Source organism: Paenibacillus sp. XY044 (genome assembly GCF_002257645.1).
Taxonomy (GTDB): domain Bacteria; phylum Bacillota; class Bacilli; order Paenibacillales; family Paenibacillaceae; genus Paenibacillus_AQ.
This window is the reverse complement of record NZ_NQMO01000002.1, coordinates 647,765-674,098: the sequence shown is the minus strand read 5'-3', so window position 1 is coordinate 674,098 and position 26,334 is coordinate 647,765. Positions and strand designations below refer to the sequence as shown.

Annotated in this window: 23 protein-coding genes and 1 tRNA gene; 4 read left to right on the top strand and 20 right to left on the bottom strand. The window is 49.6% G+C overall.

Features of this window, described 5'->3' with window-relative positions:
• The first annotated feature begins 371 nt into the window (after nucleotides 1–371).
• Both CJP46_RS11500 and CJP46_RS11490 read left to right on the top strand, forming a co-directional pair.
• Nucleotides 372–2,078: an ABC transporter ATP-binding protein gene (locus CJP46_RS11500; RefSeq protein ID WP_094595728.1), complete on the top strand. Its 1,707-nt coding sequence runs from the start codon at nucleotides 372–374 to the stop codon at nucleotides 2,076–2,078.
• A 632-nt stretch (nucleotides 2,079–2,710) separates the two neighbouring features.
• Complete coding sequence (locus CJP46_RS11490) at nucleotides 2,711–3,898, top strand: tyrosine-type recombinase/integrase (protein WP_094595726.1); 1,188 nt, start codon at nucleotides 2,711–2,713, stop codon at nucleotides 3,896–3,898.
• A 200-nt stretch (nucleotides 3,899–4,098) separates the two neighbouring features.
• Here the strand turns inward: CJP46_RS11490 and CJP46_RS11485 are convergent.
• Both CJP46_RS11485 and nrdR read right to left on the bottom strand, forming a co-directional pair.
• Nucleotides 4,099–4,171 (bottom strand) — tRNA-Ala (locus CJP46_RS11485).
• 222 nt (nucleotides 4,172–4,393) lie between these two features.
• Entirely contained in the window at nucleotides 4,394–4,861 is a 468-nt protein-coding gene (gene nrdR, locus CJP46_RS11480) for a transcriptional regulator NrdR (protein ID WP_076170449.1), read from the bottom strand.
• Between the two features lie 214 nt (nucleotides 4,862–5,075).
• On the opposite strand from nrdR, the gene CJP46_RS11475 reads away from it, so the two are divergent.
• On the top strand, nucleotides 5,076–5,291 hold the full coding sequence (locus CJP46_RS11475) for an alpha/beta-type small acid-soluble spore protein (protein ID WP_094595725.1): 216 nt from the start codon (nucleotides 5,076–5,078) through the stop codon (nucleotides 5,289–5,291).
• A gap of 92 nt (nucleotides 5,292–5,383) precedes the next feature.
• Here the strand turns inward: CJP46_RS11475 and CJP46_RS11470 are convergent, their stop codons facing one another.
• From CJP46_RS11470 to pnpS, 10 genes are all read right to left on the bottom strand, one after another.
• Nucleotides 5,384–5,947, bottom strand: coding sequence for a lytic transglycosylase domain-containing protein (locus tag CJP46_RS11470; protein WP_094595724.1), 564 nt, complete (start codon nucleotides 5,945–5,947; stop codon nucleotides 5,384–5,386).
• On the bottom strand, nucleotides 5,944–6,540 hold the full coding sequence (gene coaE, locus CJP46_RS11465; RefSeq protein WP_094595723.1) for a dephospho-CoA kinase: 597 nt from the start codon (nucleotides 6,538–6,540) through the stop codon (nucleotides 5,944–5,946). Before coaE ends, CJP46_RS11470 begins: the two co-directional genes overlap by 4 nt.
• Nucleotides 6,541–6,554: 14 nt before the next feature.
• Nucleotides 6,555–7,289, bottom strand: coding sequence for an MntP/YtaF family protein (locus tag CJP46_RS11460; protein ID WP_094595722.1), 735 nt, complete (start codon nucleotides 7,287–7,289; stop codon nucleotides 6,555–6,557).
• Between the two features lie 140 nt (nucleotides 7,290–7,429).
• The gene (gene mutM, locus CJP46_RS11455) at nucleotides 7,430–8,263 is read right to left on the bottom strand and encodes a DNA-formamidopyrimidine glycosylase (RefSeq protein ID WP_094595721.1); all 834 of its coding nucleotides are present in this window, start codon (nucleotides 8,261–8,263) and stop codon (nucleotides 7,430–7,432) included.
• Between the two features lie 127 nt (nucleotides 8,264–8,390).
• Nucleotides 8,391–11,057, bottom strand: coding sequence for a DNA polymerase I (polA, locus tag CJP46_RS11450; RefSeq protein ID WP_094595720.1), 2,667 nt, complete (start codon nucleotides 11,055–11,057; stop codon nucleotides 8,391–8,393).
• Nucleotides 11,058–11,347: 290 nt separating this feature from the next.
• Nucleotides 11,348–12,007 carry a phosphate signaling complex protein PhoU gene (gene phoU, locus CJP46_RS11445; RefSeq protein ID WP_094595719.1) on the bottom strand — a complete coding sequence of 220 codons (660 nt, stop codon included), beginning with the start codon at nucleotides 12,005–12,007 and terminating at the stop codon, nucleotides 11,348–11,350.
• A 49-nt stretch (nucleotides 12,008–12,056) separates the two neighbouring features.
• A complete protein-coding gene (gene pstB / locus CJP46_RS11440; RefSeq protein WP_094595718.1) occupies nucleotides 12,057–12,812 on the bottom strand; it encodes a phosphate ABC transporter ATP-binding protein PstB in 756 nt (251 codons plus the stop codon).
• A 140-nt stretch (nucleotides 12,813–12,952) separates the two neighbouring features.
• On the bottom strand, nucleotides 12,953–14,143 hold the full coding sequence (locus CJP46_RS11435; RefSeq protein WP_179281129.1) for a methyl-accepting chemotaxis protein: 1,191 nt from the start codon (nucleotides 14,141–14,143) through the stop codon (nucleotides 12,953–12,955).
• Nucleotides 14,144–14,407: 264 nt separating this feature from the next.
• Nucleotides 14,408–15,142, bottom strand: coding sequence for a response regulator transcription factor (locus CJP46_RS11430; protein ID WP_094595716.1), 735 nt, complete (start codon nucleotides 15,140–15,142; stop codon nucleotides 14,408–14,410).
• A gap of 166 nt (nucleotides 15,143–15,308) precedes the next feature.
• Nucleotides 15,309–17,114, bottom strand: a complete 1,806-nt coding sequence (gene pnpS, locus CJP46_RS11425) for a two-component system histidine kinase PnpS (RefSeq protein ID WP_094595715.1) — start codon at nucleotides 17,112–17,114, stop codon at nucleotides 15,309–15,311.
• A 196-nt stretch (nucleotides 17,115–17,310) separates the two neighbouring features.
• On the opposite strand from pnpS, the gene yfbR reads away from it, so the two are divergent.
• Nucleotides 17,311–17,967 carry a 5'-deoxynucleotidase gene (gene yfbR / locus CJP46_RS11420; RefSeq protein ID WP_094595714.1) on the top strand — a complete coding sequence of 219 codons (657 nt, stop codon included), beginning with the start codon at nucleotides 17,311–17,313 and terminating at the stop codon, nucleotides 17,965–17,967.
• A 156-nt stretch (nucleotides 17,968–18,123) separates the two neighbouring features.
• Here yfbR and CJP46_RS11415 read toward each other — a convergent pair whose 3' ends face one another.
• The 8 genes from CJP46_RS11415 to pyk form a co-directional block, all read right to left on the bottom strand.
• Nucleotides 18,124–18,999 (bottom strand): SDR family oxidoreductase, encoded by an 876-nt coding sequence (locus CJP46_RS11415; protein ID WP_094595713.1) that lies wholly within the window; start codon nucleotides 18,997–18,999, stop codon nucleotides 18,124–18,126.
• A 305-nt stretch (nucleotides 19,000–19,304) separates the two neighbouring features.
• Entirely contained in the window at nucleotides 19,305–19,730 is a 426-nt protein-coding gene (locus CJP46_RS11410; RefSeq protein ID WP_094595712.1) for a hypothetical protein, read from the bottom strand.
• A gap of 135 nt (nucleotides 19,731–19,865) precedes the next feature.
• Nucleotides 19,866–20,807 carry a malate dehydrogenase gene (gene mdh / locus CJP46_RS11405; protein ID WP_094595711.1) on the bottom strand — a complete coding sequence of 314 codons (942 nt, stop codon included), beginning with the start codon at nucleotides 20,805–20,807 and terminating at the stop codon, nucleotides 19,866–19,868.
• 15 nt (nucleotides 20,808–20,822) lie between these two features.
• Nucleotides 20,823–22,115, bottom strand: coding sequence for an NADP-dependent isocitrate dehydrogenase (gene icd, locus CJP46_RS11400; RefSeq protein ID WP_094595710.1), 1,293 nt, complete (start codon nucleotides 22,113–22,115; stop codon nucleotides 20,823–20,825).
• Between the two features lie 124 nt (nucleotides 22,116–22,239).
• Nucleotides 22,240–23,355, bottom strand: coding sequence for a citrate synthase (gene citZ, locus CJP46_RS11395; protein WP_094595709.1), 1,116 nt, complete (start codon nucleotides 23,353–23,355; stop codon nucleotides 22,240–22,242).
• Nucleotides 23,356–23,695: 340 nt separating this feature from the next.
• Nucleotides 23,696–24,097, bottom strand: coding sequence for an FxsA family protein (locus CJP46_RS11390; RefSeq protein ID WP_094595708.1), 402 nt, complete (start codon nucleotides 24,095–24,097; stop codon nucleotides 23,696–23,698).
• Nucleotides 24,094–24,603, bottom strand: a complete 510-nt coding sequence (locus tag CJP46_RS11385) for an acyl-CoA thioesterase (protein ID WP_094595707.1) — start codon at nucleotides 24,601–24,603, stop codon at nucleotides 24,094–24,096. The genes CJP46_RS11390 and CJP46_RS11385 overlap by 4 nt, the downstream gene beginning before the upstream one ends.
• A 271-nt stretch (nucleotides 24,604–24,874) precedes the next feature.
• Nucleotides 24,875–26,299, bottom strand: a complete 1,425-nt coding sequence (gene pyk / locus CJP46_RS11380) for a pyruvate kinase (RefSeq protein ID WP_094595706.1) — start codon at nucleotides 26,297–26,299, stop codon at nucleotides 24,875–24,877.
• Nucleotides 26,300–26,334: the final 35 nt, after the last annotated feature.

Below are 26,334 nucleotides of genomic sequence, written 5' to 3'. Positions count from 1 at the left end.
CGACAGTTTAAAGCCATAATTTCGAGTATTTTGCGAGAGGTGTGATGTATTAATCTCACATGCGGACATCAAATCGGACACGAATATAAGAATGCCTATATTGAATCCTTTTACAAGTATCCTCGAACGAAAAAATGCTTTAATCAGCATATTGCTTTTCAGAGGCGCTTCACTCTTTAGATCGTTTCATGAGCTTTTATAATAACCGAACGATTCACATGAGTGTTTATATGGTTCTTCACCATCAATTCTCAGAAAAGCTCCAGAAAATGAGCTAAAAGTATTTAAATTTGCAGTTCCTATATTCCAAAGAATACCTCATAAAGTGCCCAATATTCTGGGAGCAAATAATTTATAAGGTGGTGAATCTATTGTATAAATACTTTTTGAAATATAGGTATTCATTATTAATTACGGTGCTATTAAGGTTAATATCTTCAGGGATGCAAGTATATATCGCAATAGTTTTACAAAAATTAGTGGACTATATTACTACTCAAGATATGACAGGTTTTTTTACTTATATATTATTTACTAGCTTCTATTTTCTTAGTTTTGGGATAATTGAGTATTTGAAAAACGTAGCAAAAGCATACTTCTTAAAAAAATCAATGGCAGAGTATAAGAATGATATTTTTAATAGTTTAATATCTAGGGATTATAATTCTTTTAATGAAGCAGGTACAGCAGGTTACATATCTTACTTAACAAATGATGTAAATATCATAGAAAATCAGTATATTTCCTCCTATATTGAGTTGATTGGTGATATTACTATTTTCATACTGACAATAGCTGTACTATTATATATTAATCCTTGGGTAACTATTAGTTTACTTATTTCTGGTTTACTCTTATTTTTAGTACCGTACTTATTTAGTAAACCGTTACAAAAACTCCAAAATATTGTTTCAGATAATTTTTCAAGTTATACAAAAATATTAAAAGATCAATTAGACGGTTACTCAACAATCCACTCATACAATATGGAAGACAAAACAAAAAAAGAAGTCAAAAATGTAAACATGACTCTTGAGCTAAGTAGACTAAAATTCTTAAAATTCCAAGCTATATTTTCCGGAATATCTACAACATTGGGAATTTCAACTCTAGTTATAAGTATTATTATTTCAGGGTATTTCGTAATTATTGGAACTCTATCTGCTGGAAGTCTTATCGCAGTAATTCAATTAAGTAATGGAATTACTTATCCTTTACAAGCCATAGTACAACGAATAACGCTTATTAAAAGTTCTAAAATTATAAATGAAAAATTATTAAAGATAATTACTCAAAATAATTATAAAATCGAGCGAAAGAAGGCTGATTATTTTCATAATGTTATTGAGTTTAAAAATGTCTCTTTTTCATATTTAGAAAAAGAGAAGATTTTAAATAATTTTTCATTCCAATTTTATAAAAATAAAAAATATTTAATAGTTGGCAAAAGCGGTTCTGGAAAGAGCACATTGTTTAGGCTTCTTATTGGTTATTATAATAATTACACAGGTGATATTTATATTGATAATAAATCAATTAAAGCCATAGATACTAAATCTATATGTAATGATATATCATTGGTACAACAAAATATTTATTTATTTAATAAAAGCATTAAAGATAACATTACTTTAAATAAAGCCTTTGATGAAACTTTATTTAATTCTATAATTAATAAATCAGGATTGTTAGATGTTATAACATCACTACCAATGGGTATTGATACAATCATTGAAGAAGATGCAAAAAATATTTCTGGTGGCCAAAAGCAACGAATAGGAATCGCTAGGGCTTTATACCACGAGAAAAATATATTGTTATTAGATGAATGGACAGCCGCACTAGACATAGATAGTTCGTTAAATATTGAACAAGATATTTTATTAAATATTGATGCAACGGTTATAAGTATTACTCATAAATTAAATCAAAACATTCTTTCTATATATGATGAAATCATTGTAATTGATAAGGGAAGAATAATTGAACATGGATCTTTTAAATCACTGTTAGTAAAACGTGGGTATCTTTATGATTTATTTCGAAAGGATAATGAAAATACTCTTGGAATATCTTAGTTTTTGGTTTTACTTCTACAAATTAACCTTCGCCAGAATACCCTCTTCTGCTGTTGACTCTCACGTAATCTGTCAAAGGAGCTCAGACTAATCTGAGCTCCTTTTTATAATAGTTATGAAGATACCATCAATATTAACACTAGGATAAAGCTCTATTAATGTTATTTCCTGTAGTTGTGCCATTAGTAAGAAGCTTTTACTTAGCTCTGGAAGCATTAAGAAAATGATTGTTCCGAAGACGCCCTGGAAGTCCATATTACCAGCGCCACCTTGACTCTGAATTCCAAGGTAGAGATACCAATTATTATGTTTATTCATTAACATTAATGTCATCAGAGACATGTCTATCCTGTGTAATAAACTCGGAAAGTAATTTTACATAAGAGTCTATACCTTTTGTTTGTTCGCTTGTTTTCCTTTTAATTACAACTGATAATTCAGCTTCTTTAGCATCCATATCGGACACCAGCAAAATAAACGGTACTATTCTGACCTAAAAGACTAATTACTTCTTTTTGATATTTGTTCAAATAAAATCCCCAAATTAAACGAAAGAAAATAAGGGAATTTGAGTATTCCAAATAATTTATTTGATAATACTTTCCTATATAAAGCTATTAGAGGTGATATGCATGGCTAGTATAGAAAAGAGAGGGAAAAACTCATACCGATTGATTGTTGAGGCAGGGTATAACACGGAAGGAAAACGAATAAAGCGCTCTAGGACAATTAAAGCAACAGGGAGAAGAGAAGCAGAGAAGGAGTTAGCCAAATTTCAGGTTGAAGTTGAAGCTGGGGAATATATTGCCCCAGAAAAAATGACTTTCTCCAGTTTTATAGAGGAATGGAGGCATAAGTACGCTAATAAACATTTGGAACTTAAAACTATTGAAAATTACTCCCATATGTTAAAAAATCATATTCTCCCAGTGTTCGGAGGTAAGCAATTAAATGAAATCAAACCCTTACATATTGTTAGTTTTTTAAAGGATCTTGAACAGGAAGGTGCACGGAAGGATGGTAAAAACGGTGGTTTATCTTCAACTTCTATTCGATTTATTCACCGAATCTTGAAAGATGTCCTTGACCGTGCTGTTGAGTGGAAAATTATTAAGGACAACCCCGTATCGTCAGTTAAGCGGCCAAAAATTTCACCATCTAATGTTGAGGTATATAACGAAGATGAGGTGAGCTTCTTAATAAAGGCATTACATGACGAACCAATTCATTGGAGAATGATGATAATTCTGGCCCTTACCACGGGTTTACGTCGGGGAGAATTGTTAGCCCTTGAATGGCAGCATATAAATCTTGAAGATGGTGTAATCGATGTTATGCAATCGTTGAGTTATGTCAATGGTGAAAATGTAATTAAGATGCCAAAAACCAGGAATTCAATACGAAAAGTATCAGTACCAATCGGCTTGATTAACGATTTAAAGAATTACCAAAATCATGCCATTTTTATGAAAGAACAGGCAGGTGATAAATGGGAAGGAATGAATAATCACTTTTTTGTTTTCTCAACATGGAATGGCAAACCATATTATCATACAGTTCCTGGGACATGGCTTCGACGTTTCATCAAAAGAAAAAAACTCAAACCAATTCGTTTTCATGACTTACGACATACATCTGCAACATTACTTATTAATCAAGGTATCCACGCCAAAACAATTTCAAGCAGGCTAGGACATGCAGATATTAGAACAACAATGAATATTTATGGACATGCGCTTCAGTCAGCAGATAAGCTTGCTGCAGATGCTTTTAATACAATTATTTCTCATGAAGGTAATGACTCAAAGATTGATCAATAAAAATTAGTTATTCCAATAAGTTACTTTGTTCCAAGATTCTAAGCGCTTAATTCGAGCGCTTTTTAGTTTTGTAACCTTAAGGGAAATTAAAGAGGTAATAATAAACATTTGTCCCCAATTCGTCCCCAACTTCAAATTTTATTAAGCCAAATTGAAAATAAAAAAACAAAAAACCCTTGATTTCCAAGGGTTTTCTTCTATGGAGCCTAGGGGGATCGAACCCCTGACCTCATCGCTGCCAGCGATGCGCTCTCCCAGCTGAGCTAAGGCCCCTTATTATTTTTCTACTGATTTATTATGTATCAGCGACTCTTATAATTTATCAAATATTTATTCATGTGTCAACAAAAAAATCAAAAAAGCTTCTGGCGTTTAACGCCAGCCCTTCATCCTTCTGCAACCGTGACCACCGCTAAAAGCAAAAGAGGCCCTGGAAGGCCCTTTTGCTCTTTAAGATGGTTGCATTCTCGGCTAAGCAGCATTCCTCTTGCACGGCTAGTCCTCCACCGTATTTTTGGACAGCAGCCCTTTCAGCTCTTTCATGAACATGTTGATATCTTTAAATTGACGGTAAACCGACGCAAAGCGAACATAAGCCACTTCATCCACGGGATACAGCTGCTCCATCACCAGTTCGCCGATCTGGCGGCTCTCCACTTCCGCTACGGCGGTGTTGCGCAGCGATTTCTCCACCTCGGAGACGATCATATCGAGCTGCTCCACGGATACCGGGCGCTTCTCGCATGCGCGAATCAAACCGCGCAGGATTTTATCCCGGCTGAACTCTTCCCGGCTTCCATCCTTTTTGATGACCATCAGCGGCGTTTCCTCCACCATCTCAAACGTGGTAAAGCGCCGGCTGCACTTCTCGCACTCACGCCTGCGGCGGATCGATTTATTTTCGTTGGCGGGCCGTGAGTCCAGCACTTTGGTGCCGGCATAATCACAGTACGGACATTTCATGGTAAACTCCCTTCCTTTGCAAATCACGGTGTATATAGAACAAATCAAGAACATTCACAGGGACCAAAAAAACACGCCCCCTTATCCCGTCAGGGATTATCCTGCCGCCTCGCCGAAATGTATTAAATTTCCAATAAAAACTTTTCAAAAAGAGTAATGAACTTTTGAGCTTCGAGACATAATACATTTACAAACAGCGAGGAGGTGAACAACAATGGCTTCTAACAACAACTCCAACAACCTGGTAGTACCTAAAGCTACCGCAGCCCTGAACCAATTGAAATATGAAGTCGCTCAAGAACTGGGTATCAGCATCCCACAAGACGGATACCAAGGCAACATGACTGCATATGAGAACGGTTCGATCGGGGGACTTATCACTAAACGTTTGGTGACCCTGGCTGAACAACAACTGGCTGGTCAATTCTAATCCCGTTTGATACCCGAAGAAGTGTTGGAGACGCTAATTTAGCTTCTCCAATGCTTCTTTTGTTATGTTGAAAAACAGAACAGAAGACTCTGTTAAAACTCGCTGTAAATCCGCGTGTACTGATTATAATAATAAATGACCCGCTGAACGTAGTGACGGGTTTCCCCGATGGGAATATTTTTGACCGAATCGTAGGTGCCGTCCCATACGCCCCTTTTCAGCCAACCGTCCACTTTGCCAGGCCCCGCATTATATGCGGCGATTACGGCAATCCGGTTTCCTTTAAATTGTTCGGACAGCGTTTTGAGATACCAGGTGCCGATTTCGATGCTTGCCTCCGGCTCATGCTTAATGTGGTCCAGGGTCACCTCAGGTAGCTTGGCCTTTTCCATCGCCCAATTGGCCGTATCCGGCATCAGCTGCATCAAGCCGAGAGCCCCTTTCTTGGACTCCTTGCCCAGCTTGTAATTGGATTCCACCCGGATAATCGAAGCCACCAGGAACGGATCAACCTCATAACGCTCAGCCTGCTCGCGGATGTTCTCTTTATAATGAATCGGGTAAAACCACGACATCCAGTTCGTATTAAAAAACAGGATAACGACAAATCCTAAAAACAACAGAAGGAGCACTCTTTTTTTTCTTAAAAACTTCATAGCAGACCCTTCCGGTTCCAAAACTCTTCCACCTGGTGCTCGGTTTCGGAAGGTTGTCCGCTGTTGTCGATGACAACGTCGGCCCGCTTTTTCTTCTCTTCGATATCCATTTGGGAACGAATCCGCGCGACCGCTTCGTCCTTCGTGAGCCGGTTCCGCTCCATCAGGCGTTCCACCTGGATCTCAAACGGTGCATAGACCAGCAGGACCTGCTCATACATCGCTTCCAGGCCCGATTCAAACAGGAGCGGGATATCCACTACAACCAGGCGGTCTGGGTGCTTCCGTTCATATGCCTGCATCTGTCCCCGGATCTCCTGGCGGATGGCCGGATGCGTAATATCATTCAAAGCTTTGCGCTCGGCGGGATCGTGAAACACGATATCCCCCAGGCGTTTGCGATCCAGCGTTCCGTCCGGAAGGAGAATGGCTTGTCCAAAATGCTCCACGGCCGCCGCCAAAACCGGATGACCCGGGAGCATGACTTCCCGGGCGATGACGTCGGCATCAACAAGCAGCGCCCCCTTGCTGACTAAGAGGGCGGATACGGTACTTTTTCCTGTCGCTATTCCTCCGGTTAAACCGATGTTCATATCCTTAACTCACCTCATAACAGCTTCATTATTCCCATTACAATTAATAATATTGCCGGGAGCACCGTAAAACGGCGCATCCACGTTTGGGACGCAAAGCGCAGTCCCGTCTTCATCCCGACGACCAAAAAGGTGCCGCTGAAGAGAGCGATCACGACGGCGGTCAGCAGCGGAGAAAATCCGAGCAATGCCGCGCCCAGACCCGCGCCGAAAGCATCCAGGGACAGGGCAATGCCAAGCCACATGGCCTCCCACCCGGAGATGCTGCCCGATTTATCCATATCTGCGGAAGACGGCGTGCGCAAAATGCGAATCACGACGCCCAGCTTCCGGATTTCCAACGAAAACACCGTCTGCTCGGGTACTACACGATGGGCAGGGTCCAGTGTACCCTCTCCACCAGGGCTTTGCAAGCCATGACCCTCCATCCCGCTGGTATGGGCTTCCTTGGCGTCTTTGCCTTCCCCGCCTTTTTCCTTCTGGATCCACATCTGTGTCAGCGACCATGAGCCCATAATGATCAGGATGACGGCTCCCACGATGGAAGCGATCGAAGGGGATACAAATTGGGCCAGCAGCACGCCCACCTGCATGGACACATAGATGATGACCCCTGAGCATAAAGAAATAATCGCTATCGATAACGGCGAAATCCTCATTTGACGAAGGCCGTATGTAATGCCGACACCAAAACTGTCCAAACTTAATGCTAACGCAAGCAGCAGCAGTGTAAGAACATGACTGAGCACCCCGGTTCCCTCCCTGTGACAGAAGCGGTGCCCCGAAAGCCCCCAGCATGGATCAGGCATTCGGAAGCCCCGCTTCATAAGATATCTCTACCTCAGTATATGGAAGGTACAAAAAAGGGGTGCACGCCCAGTTCTAAATGTCAGGATTTCAAGGTTTGGCAGGACGGGCAGAAATGGGTACCGCGTCCGCCCACGACCGTTTTCTCCACGGCGGTGCCGCACTTTACGCACGGCTGGTTCTGCCGGCCGTAAATCTTCAGCTGGTGCTGGAACATGCCCATCTCACCTTGTCCATTGACATACGATTTGATGGACGATCCCCCCACCTCAACCGACTCGGCGAGCGTGGCCACGATCGCTTGATGAAGTGCTTCGAGCTGCCCATCCGTCAGCGTATCGGCCGGCTGCTCGGGGTGAATGCCCGCCCGAAAAAGCGACTCATCCACATAAATATTCCCGATGCCGACGATATATGCCTGGTTGAGCAGGACAGCCTTGATTTTGGTCTTTTTTCCCACCAGTGTCTCTTTGAATTGCTCCAATGTAAACGCTGGATCCAGCGGCTCCAATCCCAGTTTGGAGAGCGGCGGAAGCTGAAACTCCTCTCCGGGCTGGAACAGATGCATCGTTCCAAACTGCCGCACATCCTTGTACCGCAGCTCGGTGCCGTCGGTAAAGTGGAAAATGACATGCGTATGCTTTTCTACCGGATCACTACTTTGGTACACCCCGTATCGTCCCTCCATCCGCAAATGGGAGACGAGCACGAGCCCGTCCAGCAGGATCCGCAAAAATTTGCCGCGCCGTTCCACGTTTTGAATGGTGTGTCCGGCCAGCATCCATGCAAACTGATCTATATCATCCGGGCGCTGGATGATCCGCGCCAGATTCACCGTAACGCGGTCAATGACCTTGCCCTTCACGAGTTGATTGAGTGTTCTCTTGACTGTTTCGACTTCCGGCAATTCCGGCATGATGACTTCACCTCATCCTCCATTATACCGTAAGACAACCCCACAAAGTGACGCTTTTTCTTCGAAGCCTACTCAAGTACTTTGCGGGGCCTCGTAAGATCTGAATACGGGGCGCTTACGGAGCCTCTTATTTTGCCTCGTACCAATTGACTCCGTAGCTCACTTCCGCTTTGAGCGGCACGGACAAGGCCAGCGCATGCTCCATCGTTTCCGGTACCAATTTCTTCATGATTTCCAGCTCATCCTCAGGGACTTCGAATACCAATTCGTCATGCACCTGAAGCAGCATGCGGCTCTTCAGATTCTCCTTCGCCAGCGCCGCATCCATCTGAACCATGGCCAGCTTGATAATATCGGCGGCGGTTCCCTGGATCGGCGTGTTCATCGCCGTTCGCTCGGCGAAAGAACGCAGATTGAAGTTGCTCGCATTGATTTCCGGCAGATACCGTCTGCGCTCCAGCAGCGTGGTGACATACCCGTCGCGCTTAGCGTCTCTAACGATATCATCCATATATTTACGAACGCCCTGGAAGGCATCAAAGTATTGGTCGATAAATTGGGCCGCTTCCTTCCGGGTGATGTTCAGGTTCTGGGACAGGCCATAGTCGCTGATGCCGTACACGATGCCGAAATTGACCGCTTTGGCGGACCGGCGCATATTGGCGTCCACGTCTTCGGCTTTGACGCCGAACACATCCATGGCCGTCTTCGTATGGATGTCCATATCGTGCAGGAAGGCATCCCTCAGCCCTTCATCTCCTGAAATATGGGCCAGCACACGCAGCTCGATTTGCGAGTAGTCGGCGGCCAGAATGTACCAGCCCGGTTCGGAAGGCACAAACACCTTGCGGATTTTCCGTCCCTCTTCCAGGCGGATCGGGATGTTCTGCAGATTCGGGAACTGGCTGCTGAGGCGTCCTGTAGCCGCAATGGTTTGGCGGTAATACGTGTGCACCTTGCCCGTTTCATCCGAAATTTCCTTAAGCAGGCCTTCCACATAAGTCGACTGAAGCTTGGCGATGGTCCGGTACTGCAAAATCAGACGCACGATATCGTGGTACGGCGCCAGCTTCTCCAGCACTTCGGCGTCGGTGGAATAACCGGTTTTGGTCTTTTTCACGACAGGCAGCCCCAGCTTGACGAAAAGAATTTCGCCCAGCTGCTTCGGCGAGTTCAGGTTGAACTCGGTGTCTGCAATTTCATAAATTTGCTCAACCAGCGTCTTGATCTGGGCTTCGAATTCCGTCCCGAGCGCCTTCAGATCGTCCTTGTTGACCGCGATGCCCTGCTTCTCCATATCCGCAAGGATCCGCGACAGCGGCATCTCCAGGTCATGGAACAGCGAGCTCATCTCGTTTGCCGCAAGCTCCTTCTCCTGAAGCGGAATGATATCCAGCAGTGCGGCGCTCTTCCGCGCCAGATGCCCGCTCAGCACATCCAACTCCGGCACCTTGTATTTCGCGCCTTTGCCGAATACGTCCTCATCCGCCACCAGCGTCGGCAGCCCGTACTTGGAAGCGAGCGCGTTGACATTCTGGTTGGCTTCCGTTGGATCGAGCAAATACGCGGCCAGATGCACGTCAAACGCCGCCCCGGCAAACGTGATTCCCTTCCAGTGAAGCGCCAAATCGATGCGGTGCAGGTCATATCCCGCCTTACGCACATCCGGATTCCCCAGCCACGTCCGGAGAGGCTCCGCCCAAGACTCGTTCATTCGCTCGAACGGTACGTAGTAATGCTTCGGCTCCGCGGAGAATACGATTCCGATCACATCCGCGTGATGCGGATTCTCCCCGTTGGTCTCAACGTGAATAAGCTGCACAGCGTCCAATGCGCCGATCAGCTCGTCCGCATTTTTGTCATCAACGATGGTGACTTCAATCTCCCGTTCAGCAGCCTTGGCCTGCTCCCCATCCGCATGCGTGCTTCCGTCCGCATGAAAGGACAGCCGCTCCAACAGCGATTTGAATTCCAGCTTGGCAAGCGCAGGTCCTGCCGTTTCTTCCTGCAAGCCCGGAAATACCATCTCGTTAAACGACTTGTCCAGCGGCACCTCGCGATAAATGGTCGCCAGCTTCTTGCTAAGGACTGCGTCATCGGAATGGGTTTCGATCTTTTCCTTCATCTTCCCCTTCAGCTCGGCCGTATTGGCCAACACTTCCTCAACCGATCCAAACTGATGCAGCAGTTTGAGCGCCGTCTTCTCGCCCACGCCCGGAATCCCCGGAATGTTATCCGACGGGTCCCCCATGAGGCCCTTCAGATCAATGATCTGAAGCGGGGTAAGGCCGTACCGCTCATTGATTTGCTCGGGTGCGTAAGTTTCGATCTCCGTCACCCCTTTGCGTGTCAGGCCCACCTGGACATGATCCGAAGCCAGCTGCAGCATGTCCTTGTCCCCGGTCACGACGAGAATTTGCTGCCCCTCTTCCTCGGCGATGCGGGAGACGGTCCCGATGATATCGTCCGCCTCGTAGCCGCTCAGCTCATATTGGGCGATGCCGAAGCTTTGCAGCAGCTCCTTGAGCAGCGGGAACTGTTCCGACAGCTCCGGCGGCGTCTTTTCCCTTCCGCCCTTGTATTCCTGGTAGCCTTCGTGGCGGAACGTTATTTTCCCGGCGTCAAAAGCAACCATCATGTGCGTCGGTTTGTGGTCCTCGATCAAACGCAGAAGCATATTCGTAAATCCGTACACAGCATTCGTATGCAGACCCTTGGTGTTCGTCAGCGGGGGCATTGCGAAAAATGCGCGGTAAATAATACTGTTTCCATCTATTAAAATCAGCTTGTTCATTGGGCACCTTCCCTTTATCAAACGTCCTTCATTTATGATACCATACACGCCCCTTTTCGAGAAAAAATTAGGCCGTTTTGCCGCAAATCTTCGGAGCGTAATTTCTGTCAATTCCTATACGTAAGAAAAACGTCTATCGACATACCTTCAAAGAAGACAGACCGCGTTTAAAGGTATTTTTTCTTGCAATATCAGGAAGCAATGGCTCTGGAGTTTATACTTTCTGATATTATCAAAAAAGGAGCTTCCCGCCTATGCGGGTCAGCTCCTTGATCTCATACATGATGTTTTTATTGATTCAAATCAGGACGTCGGCCGGTGACGAGATACACGGTGCTCTCCCCGATATTCGTGGCGTGATCGGCGATCCGCTCGATGTACCGGGCCACCAAAGTGAGCAGCAGCGCCTGCGATAGCGTATCGGGATTCGAGGCGATGTAGCCGTACAATTCCGTAATGATCCGGCTGTAATATTGATCCACCTGATCGTCGTCCTTGGCCATTTTATAAGCCAGGTCGGTATTTTCGTCCAAGTAAGACGTAATGGACTCCTCGATCATCACTTTCACCAGATCAGCCATTTGCGGAATGTCGATCAGCGGCTTGATCAGCTCCTGCCCCTGCAGCCGCAGCGTCACTTTGGCAACGTCCAGGGCAAGGTCTCCCATGCGCTCCAGGTCGCTCGAAATTTTAAAGGCTACGAGAATTCTTCGCAAATCCTTAGCTACCGGCTGCTGGGTGACGATCAATCGCGAGCCGATGTCCATGATTTCCTCTTCCATCGCGTTCAGCTTGGCGTCATCCTTAACGATTTGCTGGGCCTTCACCGCATCCAGCGTTTTAAGGCTCACGACTGCCTCTTCCATCGCATGAACCACATGCGCGCCCATCTGGCGAAGCAACGAGCGCAGTACTTCTAAATCCTGATCCAACTCTTTTCTCCGAATCATCGCTGCCCTGTTCCCCCTACGATATATTTAATGATCATCTTGCTGCCGGTTACCCGAAACGTCCGGAAATATAATCTTCCGTACGCGCGTCCTGCGGATTGGTAAACAGCGCCTTGGTATCGTCGGCTTCGACGACTTCCCCGTTCAGGAAAAATACCGTGCGGCCGGAAATCCGGGCAGCCTGATGCATATTGTGAGTGACCATGACGATCGTGTAGCTCTCCTTGAGCTCCTGCACCAATTCCTCAATTTTAAGCGTCGAAATCGGATCCAGCGCCGAGGTCGCTTCATCCATCAGAAGAATGTCCGGCTGGACCGCCAGCGCTCTGGCAATACACAGACGCTGCTGCTGTCCGCCCGAGAGGCTGAGGGCCGAACGCTTCAAGTAATCCTTGACCTCTTCCCACAGCGCTGCCTGACGCAGGCTCTGCTCCACAATTTCGTCAAGCACCTTCTTATCCCGGGTGCCGTGCAGACGAGGACCGTAAGCGATATTGTCATAAATCGATTTGGGGAACGGATTCGGCTGCTGGAACACCATGCCTACCTGCTTCCGAAGAACCTCCACATGCACGTCGCTGCCGTAAATATCTTTGCCTCCGATTTTGACGGAGCCTTCGATTTGAGTGCCTGTAATCATGTCATTCATCCGATTCAGCGTCCGCAGCAAGGTAGACTTACCGCATCCGGAGGGGCCGATAAAGGCAGTGATCGTTTTCTCAGGGATGTCCAGGTCTATATTTTTAAGCGCATGAAACTGCTCGTAGTATAAGTTCAACTGCTCAATATCGATAATATCTTCCATTTACAATCGCTTCTCCTTTTTTCAAAAAGGGTCTATGAGTTCATCTATATGGCACCTTATCTATATTAATGCCGTTATGTAAATGCTGTGTCCCACAATTGTAAACGCAGTGTAAAATGTGTAAACAAGATGATCCAATATTAAGCAAAAGAACTTCCCTTTTCCAGCTCCTGCCTGATAACGGCCGCCCGCTTCGCCGTATCTTCCGCCAGCCGGTTCACAGTTTCACCGGTCCCTTCCACATGATCAACCGCCTTTTCCAGTTCGCCGAACATCCGGCTTCCTTCGCCGAGCAGCTCCGCGCTTGCCATAATTTCGCCCGCTCCAGCCGTGGTTAAAGCCCCCGCCTCCTTCGCCAAGCGGCCGATGCTTCCGAGCAGACCGGAAATGTCCGCCGCCAGCTGCCGCGTCTGCCCTGCCAGCGATCGGACTTCAGCAGCCACCACCTGGAAACCGCGTCCGTGTTCGCCGGCATGCGCCGCCTCGATCGATGCGTTCATCGCCAGCAGATTGCTCTTATCCGCCAGCTCCGAGATGCTCCGGGTTAATGCCGAGATCGTATCAACATCCTGTATCAGTCTGGATACCTGCTGTTGATTGGCGTTCATCCGGTCCACGACATTGGAATAGGACTGGCTGACCTCATCCAGCTTGCTTCGCCCGTTCAGCGACCATTCCTTCATCTGGCGGCATTCCATCAGCGTGGCGTTCGCCGCCTCCGCTACCTGATGCAGGGATTCCTCCATGCCGGTAACATGTCTGAAACTCTCCGCTACCGTCTGCCTGCGCCGCTGCTCGGCCCCCGTCTGAAGCAGGCCCGACATGATCATCAAATCCAGGACCGTCAATACGCCTGCCAGCTGCCCTCGATCCGTCAAAATGACGCAATCATAAAATTGGGACTCGGGACGGTCCAGTGCCTGCTGAATCAGCAGTCCGGGATCGACTCCAATGTCGGCAACCAGAGGCTGCATATCCGCAAATTTCTCCACCGGACGCGCATAGTACAGATCGGCGCCGAATCGGCCGGTCAGCTTCCGGTAAAAGGTGTCCCTCATGACCAGCCCAAACGGCTCGCCTTCCTTCCCGCCGATGACCACGCAGGGAAGATCCGGCTGCTCCTTGATCAGCTCCAGAACTTCCCGGCAGCTCGACTGGGCGTCCAACAGCGGAACGATCCGGCAGTATTCTGACGGAGCGGGACGGTCCCCGGAATCTCCACCGTCTTGAGTGACGGCTTCAGTATGGCCTTGCACGGAGGCATTACCTTCTTGAGCTGGGTTTCCATTTGCACGAATGCTTTGTTCCTGATCGGCGTACAGTGTGGACAATATGGCCCTCCCCCTCTTCGGCTCTCTAGTCTTTAGCCGCATCATACCTCCCTAAAGTTAAGAGAATATGCGGGGAATGTAAATTATGTGTAAACCTATGATCAAAGAACTAGTTCCTTTGATCTAATGTACGTAAATCTAAACGTCTATCGACGTGCATTTTAATATGCCAGACCTCGTTTAGCTGTAGTTTTTCTTGGATATAAGGATGCCAGATCACCGATGCCTATCTTTCTTATATCTAAAAAAAGAAGCTCTCTCCTTTTATTCCACAGGATGAGAGCTTCTTTTTTTATTTACGACCAATTTATATCCGACGCCGCGAATGGAATCGATATGCACGGATTCGGGATCGAGTTCCAGCTTCTTGCGCAGGGAGCTGACATGCACGTCCACCGTTCGCTGACCTCCGATGTAATCAAAGCCCCACACCGCATTCATCAAATCATCCCGTGTCAAGACAACGCCGGGTTTGCGTGCAAGGTACAGCAGCACTTCAAATTCCTTCGGCCGCAGATTAATGCTGGTACTGCCCAGCATCACCTCGTATTTCTCCGGATAAATCTCCAGCTGTCCGAGCGTGATGGCCGAGGTAGGCGATTCCGGAACGGCCGCCGCTTCCTCACCGGGTCCGGACACTCTGCGAAGCACGGTACTTACGCGCGCCAGCAGCTCTGATACCCCGAACGGTTTCGTAATGTAGTCGTCGGCGCCAAGCTTAAGACCCTGCACGACCTCTTCCTCCGCGTTCTTGGCCGTCAAAATAATGACCGGTGTCTCCATTCCTTTGCTGCGGAGTTTGCTCAAAATGTCAAATCCATTCATCCCCGGCAGCATCAAATCCAAAATAATGAGGTCGTAAGGTTCATGGGACGCCCGCTCGTACCCGGACGTGCCGTGATCCTCAATCGTGACGTCGTAGCCTTCCTGCGTCAAGTTGTACGAAAGCAATCTGGCGAGCGTCGGCTCATCCTCGATTACCAACAGTCGTTGAGTCATATTCACCGGTCCCCCCTGTTTCTTGTATCAAATGAATGAATGCTGACAAGCAACATCTTATCATCTCATTGTTAACGCTGTGTAAAAGAATACATAATGTTTACCTTTTTCAAAAAGATAAGCCTATTGTCTCTAACGAAAAGGGGGAATATTCCATCTCCCCCGTTTACAAACCGTCCGGCTCCTGAAGCATCGGGAGTTTGACGGTAAACGTCGTGCCGATTCCGAGCTCGCTTTCCACGGAAATCGCCCCGTGATGCAGTTCAACCAAATGCTTCACGATCGAAAGCCCCAGCCCCGTCCCTCCCGAGCTTCTCGATCTTGCCTTATCCACCCGGTAAAAGCGTTCGAATATCCGCGGCAGGTCCTTCTTCGGAATGCCGATGCCGGTATCGGAAACGGTGAATACGACTTGTTCGTTCCCTTCGGCGTCCTGCTGGTCGCGTACGGCCAGCTCGACTCTGCCTCCATCCAGGGTATAGCTGATCGCATTCGAAAGAAGATTGATAAATATCTGCCGCAGCTTGTCCTCATCCGCTTCGATAAACAGTTCATCCGGAATGTCCGCCTGCAGTGAAATCCTCTTTTTCTTGGCGACCGTGCCAAGCGTCTCCGTCATCGTCGCAAAAAACGTGGACAGGTCGACGGGAGCGTAATCCATCGGCGACTGCTTGGATTCGATTTTGGACAAATCCAGAATATCGCTGATCAGACGGTTCAGCCGCTCGCTCTCATCGTAAATGATCTGTAAAAACGACTTGGCCGTCTTCTCGTCGTTGACGCCGCCGTTCAGCAAGGTTTCGGCAAAGCCCTTGACCGCCGCCACAGGCGTTTTCAGCTCATGGGACACATTGGCCACGAATTCGCTGCGCATATTCTCAAGCCTGCGGATTGCAGTGACATCCTGCAGCAGAAACAGCATGCCGTTGAACTCGTTGCCGCTTTGCTCCCGGAACATCGGAACACCGTCCAGCCGGAGGATCGTTTCCTGCGGAATGTAAACCTTCCGCTCCTCGTGAATTTCGATGCGTTCAGAAATCCCTTCCTTGATCAGCTTCGTCAGTTCGTAGTACTGCTTCAGTTCATCATAAGAGCGTCCCGTAATTTTTATGGCTTTCACGCTCAGCATGTTCTCGGCCGCCGGATTAACCAGTGCAATCTTTCCGTCCGCATCCACAAGCAGAATGCCTCCGGTCATATTATCGAGCACGCTCTGCAGCAAATCCTCATTGTCCCGGATCGTCTTCAGCTGCGTCTGCAGGCTGTCGGCCATCCCGTTGATCGCCTTGCCCAAAAGGCCGATTTCGTCCTTTCTGCGCAGGTCCACCCGGGCGTCGTAATCCTGCTGCGAGATGCGTCTGGCAACCCGGGTAATCTTCTCCAGCGGCGACGTCATCCCGGATGCAACACGGTAGCTGATCAAGGCCGCCGCGACAAAAAGGATAATAAGGCCCACGGCCATAACCAGCCAGCCGTTCCGGACGCCCTCATCGACGGATTTCAGGCTGACCGAGAGCCGGATAAATCCGTCGAAATCCGTTCCGGAAGTCACCGGCACCGCCACATACAGCATATTCTGGCGGAGCGTGTCGCTGTAACGGATGGCGTGCCCCACCCCTTCCTTCAGGGCTGTCACAACCTCCTCCCGCTTGCTGTGGTTGTCCATTTCCAGTGGATTGCTCTCCGAATCGCCAACCACGGTGCCGTCCTTTTTAATAAAAGTTACCCGCGCTTCCGTCAGCTTGCCGAGCTTCCCGGCCTCATCGGTATAATAGCTGACCGCATCGGCCGCCTGCATCGGCATGAAGTCAAACGTGGTGCTGAGCAGCTTGATTTCACGGACCATATTCTCTTCAAGTCCGGTAATATGCGATTTCTTGAACACCTGGGCCATCGTAATGCCCGCCCCAAGCATGGATACGCCGATCATCACCATAAGAATCAGCGTCAATCTGATCCGAAAGGGTTTCATTGTTCTCTTCCTTTGTCCTCAAATTTCCTCTTTTCTATCCCTAATCCTAACGTGAAATCCGCCCTTTGACCAGCGGAAAATGGACAGCCCTATTCCGGAGCGCCTCTTCCCGGATATAATAATACTATCCATATAGAATGAAGTTATAGGCCTCTGTTGGGCCATATCTATCCAGCTTCGAAAGGAGAGCCGAACGTTGAACTACCATTTTTCTGCCTACATGTACCGTCTGCAGTATATCCAGCGCTGGAGCCTGATGCGCAGCACCTCGCCGGAAAATGTAGCGGAGCACTCGTATCATGTCGCTCTGCTCGCACACATGCTCTGCCATATCGGCAACGTCTTTTTCGACCGCCGGCTTGATGCGGATCGTGCCGCATCCCTCGCCTTGTTTCACGACGCGGCGGAGGTGTTCACCGGCGATATCGCTACCCCGGTGAAGCACAACAACCCGCGGCTTCTCGGAAGCTTCCGCGAGATGGAACAGATCGCCGCGGAGCGCCTTGCCGGCATGGTGCCTCCGGAGCTGCAGGCGGTCTATAGCCCTCTGCTACATCCGGATGCCGTGGATGAACAGGAGCGCGAGCTGCTGCTCTATGTCAAAGCCGCCGACCGCCTGGACGCGTACCTGAAATGCACGCGCGAGGTTGCCGCAGGCAACCGGGAATTCGCCGCCGCCAAGGAGCAGACGCTGGCAAAGATCCGCCAGATGAAGCTTGCCGAGGCCGATTATTTCCTGGAAAATATGGCCCCGAGCTTCGAAATGTCGCTGGATGAGCTGTCCGCTGCCGACGAGGTCGGCAGGATTCCAGACGGCGACGACAACGAAAATGATGGCGGCAGCCCGAAATGAAGCAGCCTCTAACGCTCCTGCCAAAAAAAGGTTGTACCCAGAGTTCTTTCTCCGGGTACAACCTTTTATTTAAGGAATGCGAAGCAGCAGAACACTGAACATCCCTGTAGGGCAGCGGATGCCAAGGTTTCCCCGCCATTTAACCGCTAGCTTGGCTTAGCCGTTCACAACCTCGCCGCCGTTCACGTGGATCACCTGTCCGCTGACATAAGAAGAGTCATCCGATGCCAGATAGACATAGGCCGGCGCCAGCTCTTCCGGCTGACCCGGACGCTTCATCGGCTGCGATGCTCCAAACTGACTCACCTGCTGGGCGTCGAACGTGGACGGAATGAGCGGCGTCCAGATCGGCCCTGGAGCCACCGCGTTGACGCGGATGCCCTTCTCCACCACGTTCATGGACAGCGCGCGCGTGAAGCTGACGATCGCGCCCTTCGTCGAGGAATAATCGATCAGCGTCGGGCTGCCTTTATAGGCCGTAATGGAGGCCGTATTGACGATTGCGCTGCCGTTCTTCAAATATGGCATCGCCATCTTGGTCATAAAGAACATGCCGAAAATGTTCGTACGGAACGTCTTTTCCAGCTGCTCCTTCGTAATGTCTTCGATTTTCTGCTGCGGATGCTGCTCCGCCGCGTTGTTGATCAGAATATCCAGTCCGCCCAGCTCCTGTACCGACTGGTTGACGGCGTTTTTGCAGAACTCCTCGTCCCCGATGTCGCCGGCAATCAGCAGGCATTTGCGCCCTTCCTGCTCGATCTGGCGCTTCGTCTCCTCAGCGTCCCCGTGCTCGTTCAGGTATACGATCGCGATATCGGCGCCTTCTTTGGCGAAGGCCACAGCCACGGCACGGCCGATCCCGCTGTCGCCACCGGTAATGATCACTTTTTTGTCCTGCAGTTTTGCCGCGGCTTTATAATCCTTAGGCTCGTATTTCGGTAGAGGGTTCATTTCCGATTCCGTCCCCGGCTGATGATTCTGATGCTGAGGAGGCAGAGTTTGTTTAGATTGCGATTGCGAATTTCCTGACATCATTCATTCTCCTTTCACGGATGGGTTTCATCGGTGCACATACCATCACATTCCGTATTAGGATGGCACATGACGGATGGATTATTCTTTACCGTTGATACTTACCACAACGCATCCGGAGTTAAACAGCAGAAGACCGCTCTTAATCAATAAAAGCGGACATAAAGAAGACAGACCGCGTCTAGAGGAAGTTTTTCTTGCGAGATCAGGAAGCAGAGGCTCCGATACGTAAACTTTCTGATCTCATAAAAAGAAGATGACCCCGCATTTGCGGAGTCATCTTCTAACGATGGATATCTTATGTCTTAAATAATATGGTTGTAGACCATGAAGAAAGTCATGATCAGCAGGCAGATCGCCAGCAGGGCGCTGAGCGTACGGATTTTCCCCATTTCCACGGAAATATCCCTTTTTTCCTGAATGCCTTTGATCGCCAGACGGAGCGGCTTGCCCATAATTCCACTGATTGCCCCGAGAGCCAGCAGCAGGATGACAATAATGATCATCCATGGCACGGAATAGTCGCCTTGGCTCATCAGGTAGCCGCCTGTCAGCAGCTGAATGACAAGGCCAACCTGAGCAAACGTATTGAGGCTGCGGATGGCTGCCGCGCTGCCTTCCTGTGCAGGGAGTGACAAACCGGCCACTTTACCTACGACGAATGGCAGAACCAGATAGAATCCGAGAGACAACGCTCCCAAAATATGTACGAAAAACATCACTGTGGTCATTCCATTTCCTCCCCGCGTGCTTGTGTTTCCATAACATTCATTATACTTATAAACCTTTGAAAAGAAAAGAAAACCTCCATGCTTGTCACACATTAGAGGTTTTCTTGTTCAAAGTTTGGACACGAATGGTCCCACTTATACATTCACTACAGCAATGACATTGCGGACGGAATCGGCTGATTTGTCCAGCGCCGCCTTCTCTTCGGTGGTCAGCTCCAGCTCGAAAACTTTCTCGATGCCGCTGCCGCCGACAATCGCCGGTACGCCAAGGAAAATGTCATGGTAGCCGTATTCGCCGTCAAGGCGCGCAATGACCGGAATAATCCGTTTTTTGTCCTTGATGATGGCTTCGGCCATTTGCACCAGCGATGCCGCCGGTGCGTAATAAGCACTGCCGTTGCCGAGCAGGTTGACGATTTCGCCGCCGCCAACGCGGGTGCGCTGCACAATCTCCTGAATGCGCTCCGGCGAAATCAGCGTCTCGATCGGAATACCGCCAACGCTGGAGTAACGGACGAGAGGCACCATGTCGTCGCCATGGCCGCCAAGAACGAAACCGCGCACATCCTCGACGGAGACGCCCAACTCCTGCGCGATAAACGTGCAGTAACGGGCCGTGTCAAGAACGCCGGATTGGCCGATCACGCGGCTCTTAGGGAAACCGAGCGTCTTGTACGCGGCATACGTCATGGCGTCCACCGGATTGCTGAGGATAATGACGGTGGATTCCGGCGCTACGCGTTTTACGTTTTCGCAGACCGATTTGACGATGCCTGCATTGGTGTTCACGAGGTCGTCACGGCTCATGCCCGGTTTGCGGGCAACGCCGGCCGTAATGATCACGATGTCGGAGCCAGCCGCATCATCGTAATTCGAAGTACCGATGATCTGACTGTCAAAGCCTTGAACAGGACTCGCTTCCAGCATGTCCAGCGCCTTGCCCTTGGTTGGGTTCTCCAGTTGAGGAATATCCAGCAGCACCACGTTGCCAAGTTCCTTTTGCGCGAGCATCAGCGCCGTCGTGGCGCCGGTAAAACCGGCACCCACCACGGTAATCTTTTTACGAGTCAAGGCCATGATCGGATCTCTCCCCTACATGTTTTTGATAACTTGGTCAGCAAACTCAGAGCATTTGACTTCCGTCGCGCCTTCCATCAGACGGGCGAAATCGTAAGTTACCGTCTTATTGTTAATGGACGTTTCCATGCCTTTGTAGATCAGATCAGCCGCTTCCTGCCATCCCAGGTGCTCAAGCAGCATAACGCCGGACAGAATGACCGAACCTGGGTTCACGACGTCTTTGTCCGCATATTTTGGAGCCGTTCCGTGCGTCGCTTCAAAGATCGCATGTCCCGTCACGTAGTTGATGTTCGCTCCCGGAGCGATACCGATACCGCCGATTTGGGCAGCGAGGGCGTCGGACAGATAGTCGCCGTTCAGGTTCAGGGTAGCGATCACGTCGAAGTCGGTTGGACGAGTCAGTACCTGCTGGAGGGCGATGTCGGCAATCGCATCCTTGATGATGATTTTGCCTTCAGCTTCAGCGGCTTTTTGAGCGGCATTCGCAGCGTCTACGCCGTCTTTTTCCTTGATGACGTCATATTGTGCCCAAGTGAACACTTTATCGCCAAACTCCTGTTCAGCCACTTCGTAGCCCCAGTTCTTGAAGGCACCTTCCGTAAATTTCATGATGTTGCCTTTGTGAACGAGGGTAACGCTCTTGCGGCCATGCTTGATGGCGTATTCTACTGCAGCGCGAACGAGACGCTTGGAGCCTTCGGAAGATACCGGCTTGATTCCGATACCGGAAGTTTCAGGGAAACGAATTTTGTTTACGCCCATTTCTTCCTGGAGGAATTTGATGACCTTCTTCACTTCCTCGCTGCCTTCCTTGTACTCGATACCCGCATAGATGTCTTCCGTATTTTCGCGGAAGATAACCATGTCGACCAGCTCAGGATGCTTTACCGGAGAAGGCACGCCGTCGAAGTAGCGCACAGGACGCAGGCAGACGTACAGATCCAGCTCTTGGCGCAGGGCCACGTTCAGGGAGCGGATACCGCCTCCGATCGGCGTAGTCAAAGGTCCTTTGATTGCTACAATGTACTCGCGGATGGCTTCGAGCGTATCGTTCGGCAGCCACTCCCCGTATGTATTGTAGGCTTTTTCGCCGGCAAATACTTCGTACCAGGCGATTTTTTTCTCACCGTTGTAAGCTTTCTCAACTGCTGCATCCAAAACGCGTTTGGAGGCTCTCCAAATGTCGCGGCCCGTTCCGTCGCCTTCGATGAACGGAATGACCGGATTGCTTGGAACCTGCAGCTTGCCGTTCGTTATTTCAATCTTTTCACCTTCGGTAGGGAGTGCAAATTTCTCGAGTTTCATGAATAATTCCTCCTTATAGTTTTCTTGGGGGCCGGGTAATCCTGCCGGGACAAGCACAAAGCCAGAGGGAACCGCCCGTGTCCGGGTTGATCGCACACGGTGTTCCCCCTTTTCCTATTATACCTTAAGAACGCTGCTCAATCGGAACATATTTTTGATCCGTTTGGCCGACATATTCGGCACGCGGACGGATAATGCGGTTGTTCTCATATTGTTCCAGAATGTGCGCCGTCCATCCCGACACACGGCTGATCGCAAAGATCGGCGTGAAGAGCTCCTGCTCGATGCCAAGCTGAGTATATACGGAAGCGGAGTAGAAGTCCACATTGGGCTTCAGTCCCTTCTGGCCTGTCACGATGTCCTCAACCTTGACGGACATTTCGTACAAGCTTGTATCCCCTTTCATTTCACCCAGCTCGCGGGACATCGTCTGCAAATGCTTGGCGCGTGGATCCCCGTTTTTGTAAACGCGGTGGCCAAAGCCCATAATTTTGTCCTTGTTGTCGAGCTTCCCTTGAATGTAAGGCTCAACTTTGTCGATGCTTCCGATTTCGTTCAGCATCTTCATCACCGCTTCGTTGGCACCGCCGTGCAGTGGCCCTTTCAGTGCGCCGATCGCCGACGTTACGCCGGAATAGATGTCCGAAAGCGTCGCCACGGTTACGCGCGCTGCAAAAGTCGAAGCGTTCAGCTCATGGTCGGCATGAAGCACGAGCGCCCGGTCGAGAGCCTTCACCGAAGTCTCCTCCGGCGTTTCGCCTCTGAGCATGTACAGGAAGTTTTCGGCAACCGACAAGCCTGCTTTCGGTGCAACAGGCTCTTGGCCTTCGCGGAGGCGGGCCATGGCTGCGATAATCGTAGGGAGCTGCGCCTGCAGGCGGATCGCCTTACGTTCGTTAGCTTCACGGCTCATATCGTCAGCTTCCGCATCGTACAGCGCCAGGGCCGATACGGCGGAACGGAGAGCTGCCATCGTGTTCATATCTTTAGGGTACAATTTCATTTGTTCAATCAAAGCATCCGGAATTGCGGCATAGTCGCCCAAGTCCTGCTGAAGGCGACTCAATTCGTCCTGATTCGGCAGTTTTCCGAACCAGAGCAAGTAAGCCACTTCTTCGAAGCTCGCGTTCACTGCCAGGTCATCAATGTTATAACCACGGTATGTGAGCACACCGTCGACAATCGAACTGATGGAAGAAGCTGCAGCAACAATTCCTTCCAGACCTTTGGTAGCTGTCATCGTACATCTCTCCTTCGTATAACGGAATTTTAACAACATGCATGAACCGTGAAAACATTTACATTTTACTGAAAAGAAAAACGTCCATCGACGTAAATCTACAGCAGACTGGCCGTGCCATAATGCCGTTAACGCGGGACGGGGCGGGCTGTCCTCTCCTTGCCGGATCCCGTAAAACCGTTGTCCGCTACTCTACCTGACACCATTCGCCAAGTAATGGAACCATATATTATCATAAAGTATTTTGACGTATAAGTGAACAATTACACGGGGACAGAGAACATCAAATTGTTTTATCAGCCAAATAAACAATTTTTTATCGGGCATACCCGCCCTTCCCCTAACGGCGGTAAATCTTAATGTTTCCGTCTTTCATTTTCCGCTCGATCCACTTCAAAATAACATAACGGTACAAGGGTCGGGTCAGCGGAAACACCATCGTAAACCCGATCAGGTCCGTCACAAAGCCTGGGAGGACGAGCAGCACCCCTCCGATAAACACGCATAAGCCATCTACCATGCTCCGGCCGGGAACCTGCCCCGAATTCATTTTAGCCCGCGAATCCTCCAGGACCTTGCGGCCCTCAAAGCGCATCATCAACATGCCAATGCCGGATGTGACGACGGTCAGCAGCAGCGTATTGGCTGCTCCCACCCGGTTCGCCACCCATTCGAAGCCGAATATTTCGACCACCGGAACGATAATGATCAGGGCCAGCAGCCATTTTCTGAACGCGGTCATGCTTCTCCTCCTGTAATCGACTTGGACAGCGCCGTATACAGCGCAGGCGAGTGCTTGTCGAGCCTTACAGGCTGCCAGTCCCGGTTCAGCCACACATGCTGCGTCGAACCCGTGACAAGCAATTCCCCAGGCAGTTCATCGCCGATCTTATACCCGCTGCCGGTAAACGTCTCCCGCTCCTGTGCGGAAAGTCTTCGAATTTCATAGGTATAGTCAATCCGCAGTTTGGTGAACCGCGTCATCCTCGTAAATATTGTAATCATATCATCATAGCGCGCCGGCTGTACAAACTTTATGTCGAGCTCCGTGACGGGCAGAAACAATCCCTCATCCTCCATGCTGCGGTAAGAAATGCCCAACTCGCGGATCATTTCGGTCCGGCCGATTTCAAACCAGTTTAAATAATTCGCATGGTAGACGACAGCCATTTTGTCGCTTTCCTGATAGCGTACCCGGAGTGACGTCGAATACCAGCGGCTGAGCTGAATGCCGTTATCTTTTCCCATCCTTCACTGTTCCCTTTCTTGCTGTAATTAGTGTTCTGACTTTTAGTATAACACAAGGGATGCCGGCTACTGAAATCTGCCGGGTCAGCCTTGGGGAGACACGCTAAAACCTAAGCACGGCATTCCTTCGGCGTGTATCAGATCCCATGGCGAAAATCTGGAAATGATAGGCTCATTCTATGCGAAAAAGCCTGCCAGGAATGAATCCTGACAGGCTAATCTATGAAACGATTCTATCTGTAAGCTCGCGGCAGTCTGCGCCGCATCGCTCTTATTCGTTTGGAATTTGGCTGACTTTCACCAGGTTCGTCGAACCGGATTGACCCAGCGGAACCCCTGCAGTAATAACAACCAGATCACCTGGTTTTACGAGACCGGATTCCAGGCCGCCCTTCAGGGAGTTCTCGAACATTTCATCCGTCGATGTAGCGGTCTTGCCTGGGACCGGCGTAACGCCCCAAGTCAATGCCAGACGGCGCAGCGTGCGCTCCTGCGTAGTCACTGCGATGATCGGAGCTTCCGGACGGTATTTGGATACCATGCGTGCCGTATGGCCGGATTCCGTCGAAGAGATGATCGCCTTGGCGTTCAGGTCCAGGGCGGAAATCGCCACCGATTGGCTGATCGCTTCCGTGATCGTCGTTTCCTGGGCAATCCGCTGCTTCAGGAAGATTTCACGATAGTTCAGCGCGGATTCGGCTTTCTCGGCAATGCGGGACATCGTGAGGACGGATTCCACCGGATATTTACCGGCAGCCGTTTCCCCGGACAGCATGATTGCATCGGTGCCGTCGAAGATCGCGTTCGCTACGTCACTCGCTTCCGCGCGTGTCGGACGCGGGTTGCGCTGCATGGAATCCAGCATTTGCGTCGCGGTTATGACCGGTTTGCCGGCAACATTACATTTTTCGATCATGCGCTTTTGCACCAGTGGCACTTCTTCAGCCGGAATTTCCACGCCGAGGTCGCCGCGGGCAACCATCAGGCCGTCGGATGCTTCCAAAATTTCATCGAGGTTGTCCACGCCCTGCTGGTTCTCGATCTTGGAAATGATCTGGATATGCTCCGCGTTGTGCTTGGCGAGCAGCTCGCGGATTTCTTGAACGTCACTTGCTTTGCGTACGAAGGAAGCTGCGATAAAATCGATGCCTTGCTCGATCCCGAATACGATATCGTTCGCGTCTTTCTCTGTAATTCCCGGCAGAGAAATCGCCACACCCGGTACGTTCACGCCTTTTTTGCTCTTGATCGTACCGCCATTGACAATACGGCATTTAATTTCAGTGCCCTCGACTTCCACAACCGTCAAACCGATCAATCCGTCGTCGATCAGGATCGTCGAACCCGGCTGCACATCACTTGGAAGATCTCTGTACGTAATCGAAATCCGGTCTTTGTCGCCCAGAATCTCTTCCGTCGTCAGCGTGATGTACTCATCCTGCACCAGCTCGATCGGCTCCACGGCAAGTTTGCCTGTGCGGATTTCCGGTCCTTTGGTGTCAAGCAGGATGGCAACGGTTTTGTTAAGCTCGCGGCAGGCTTCGCGGATGTTGTTGATCCGGCGGCCATGTTCCTCGAAATCGCCGTGCGAGAAGTTCAAACGGGCAACGTTCATGCCGGCCATAATCAATTTTTTGGTGTTTTCCAACGATTCACTGGAAGGACCGATGGTACATACGATTTTTGTTTTACGCATTTGGGTTTCCTCCGTTTTATTCTTTAAAGTCTCTC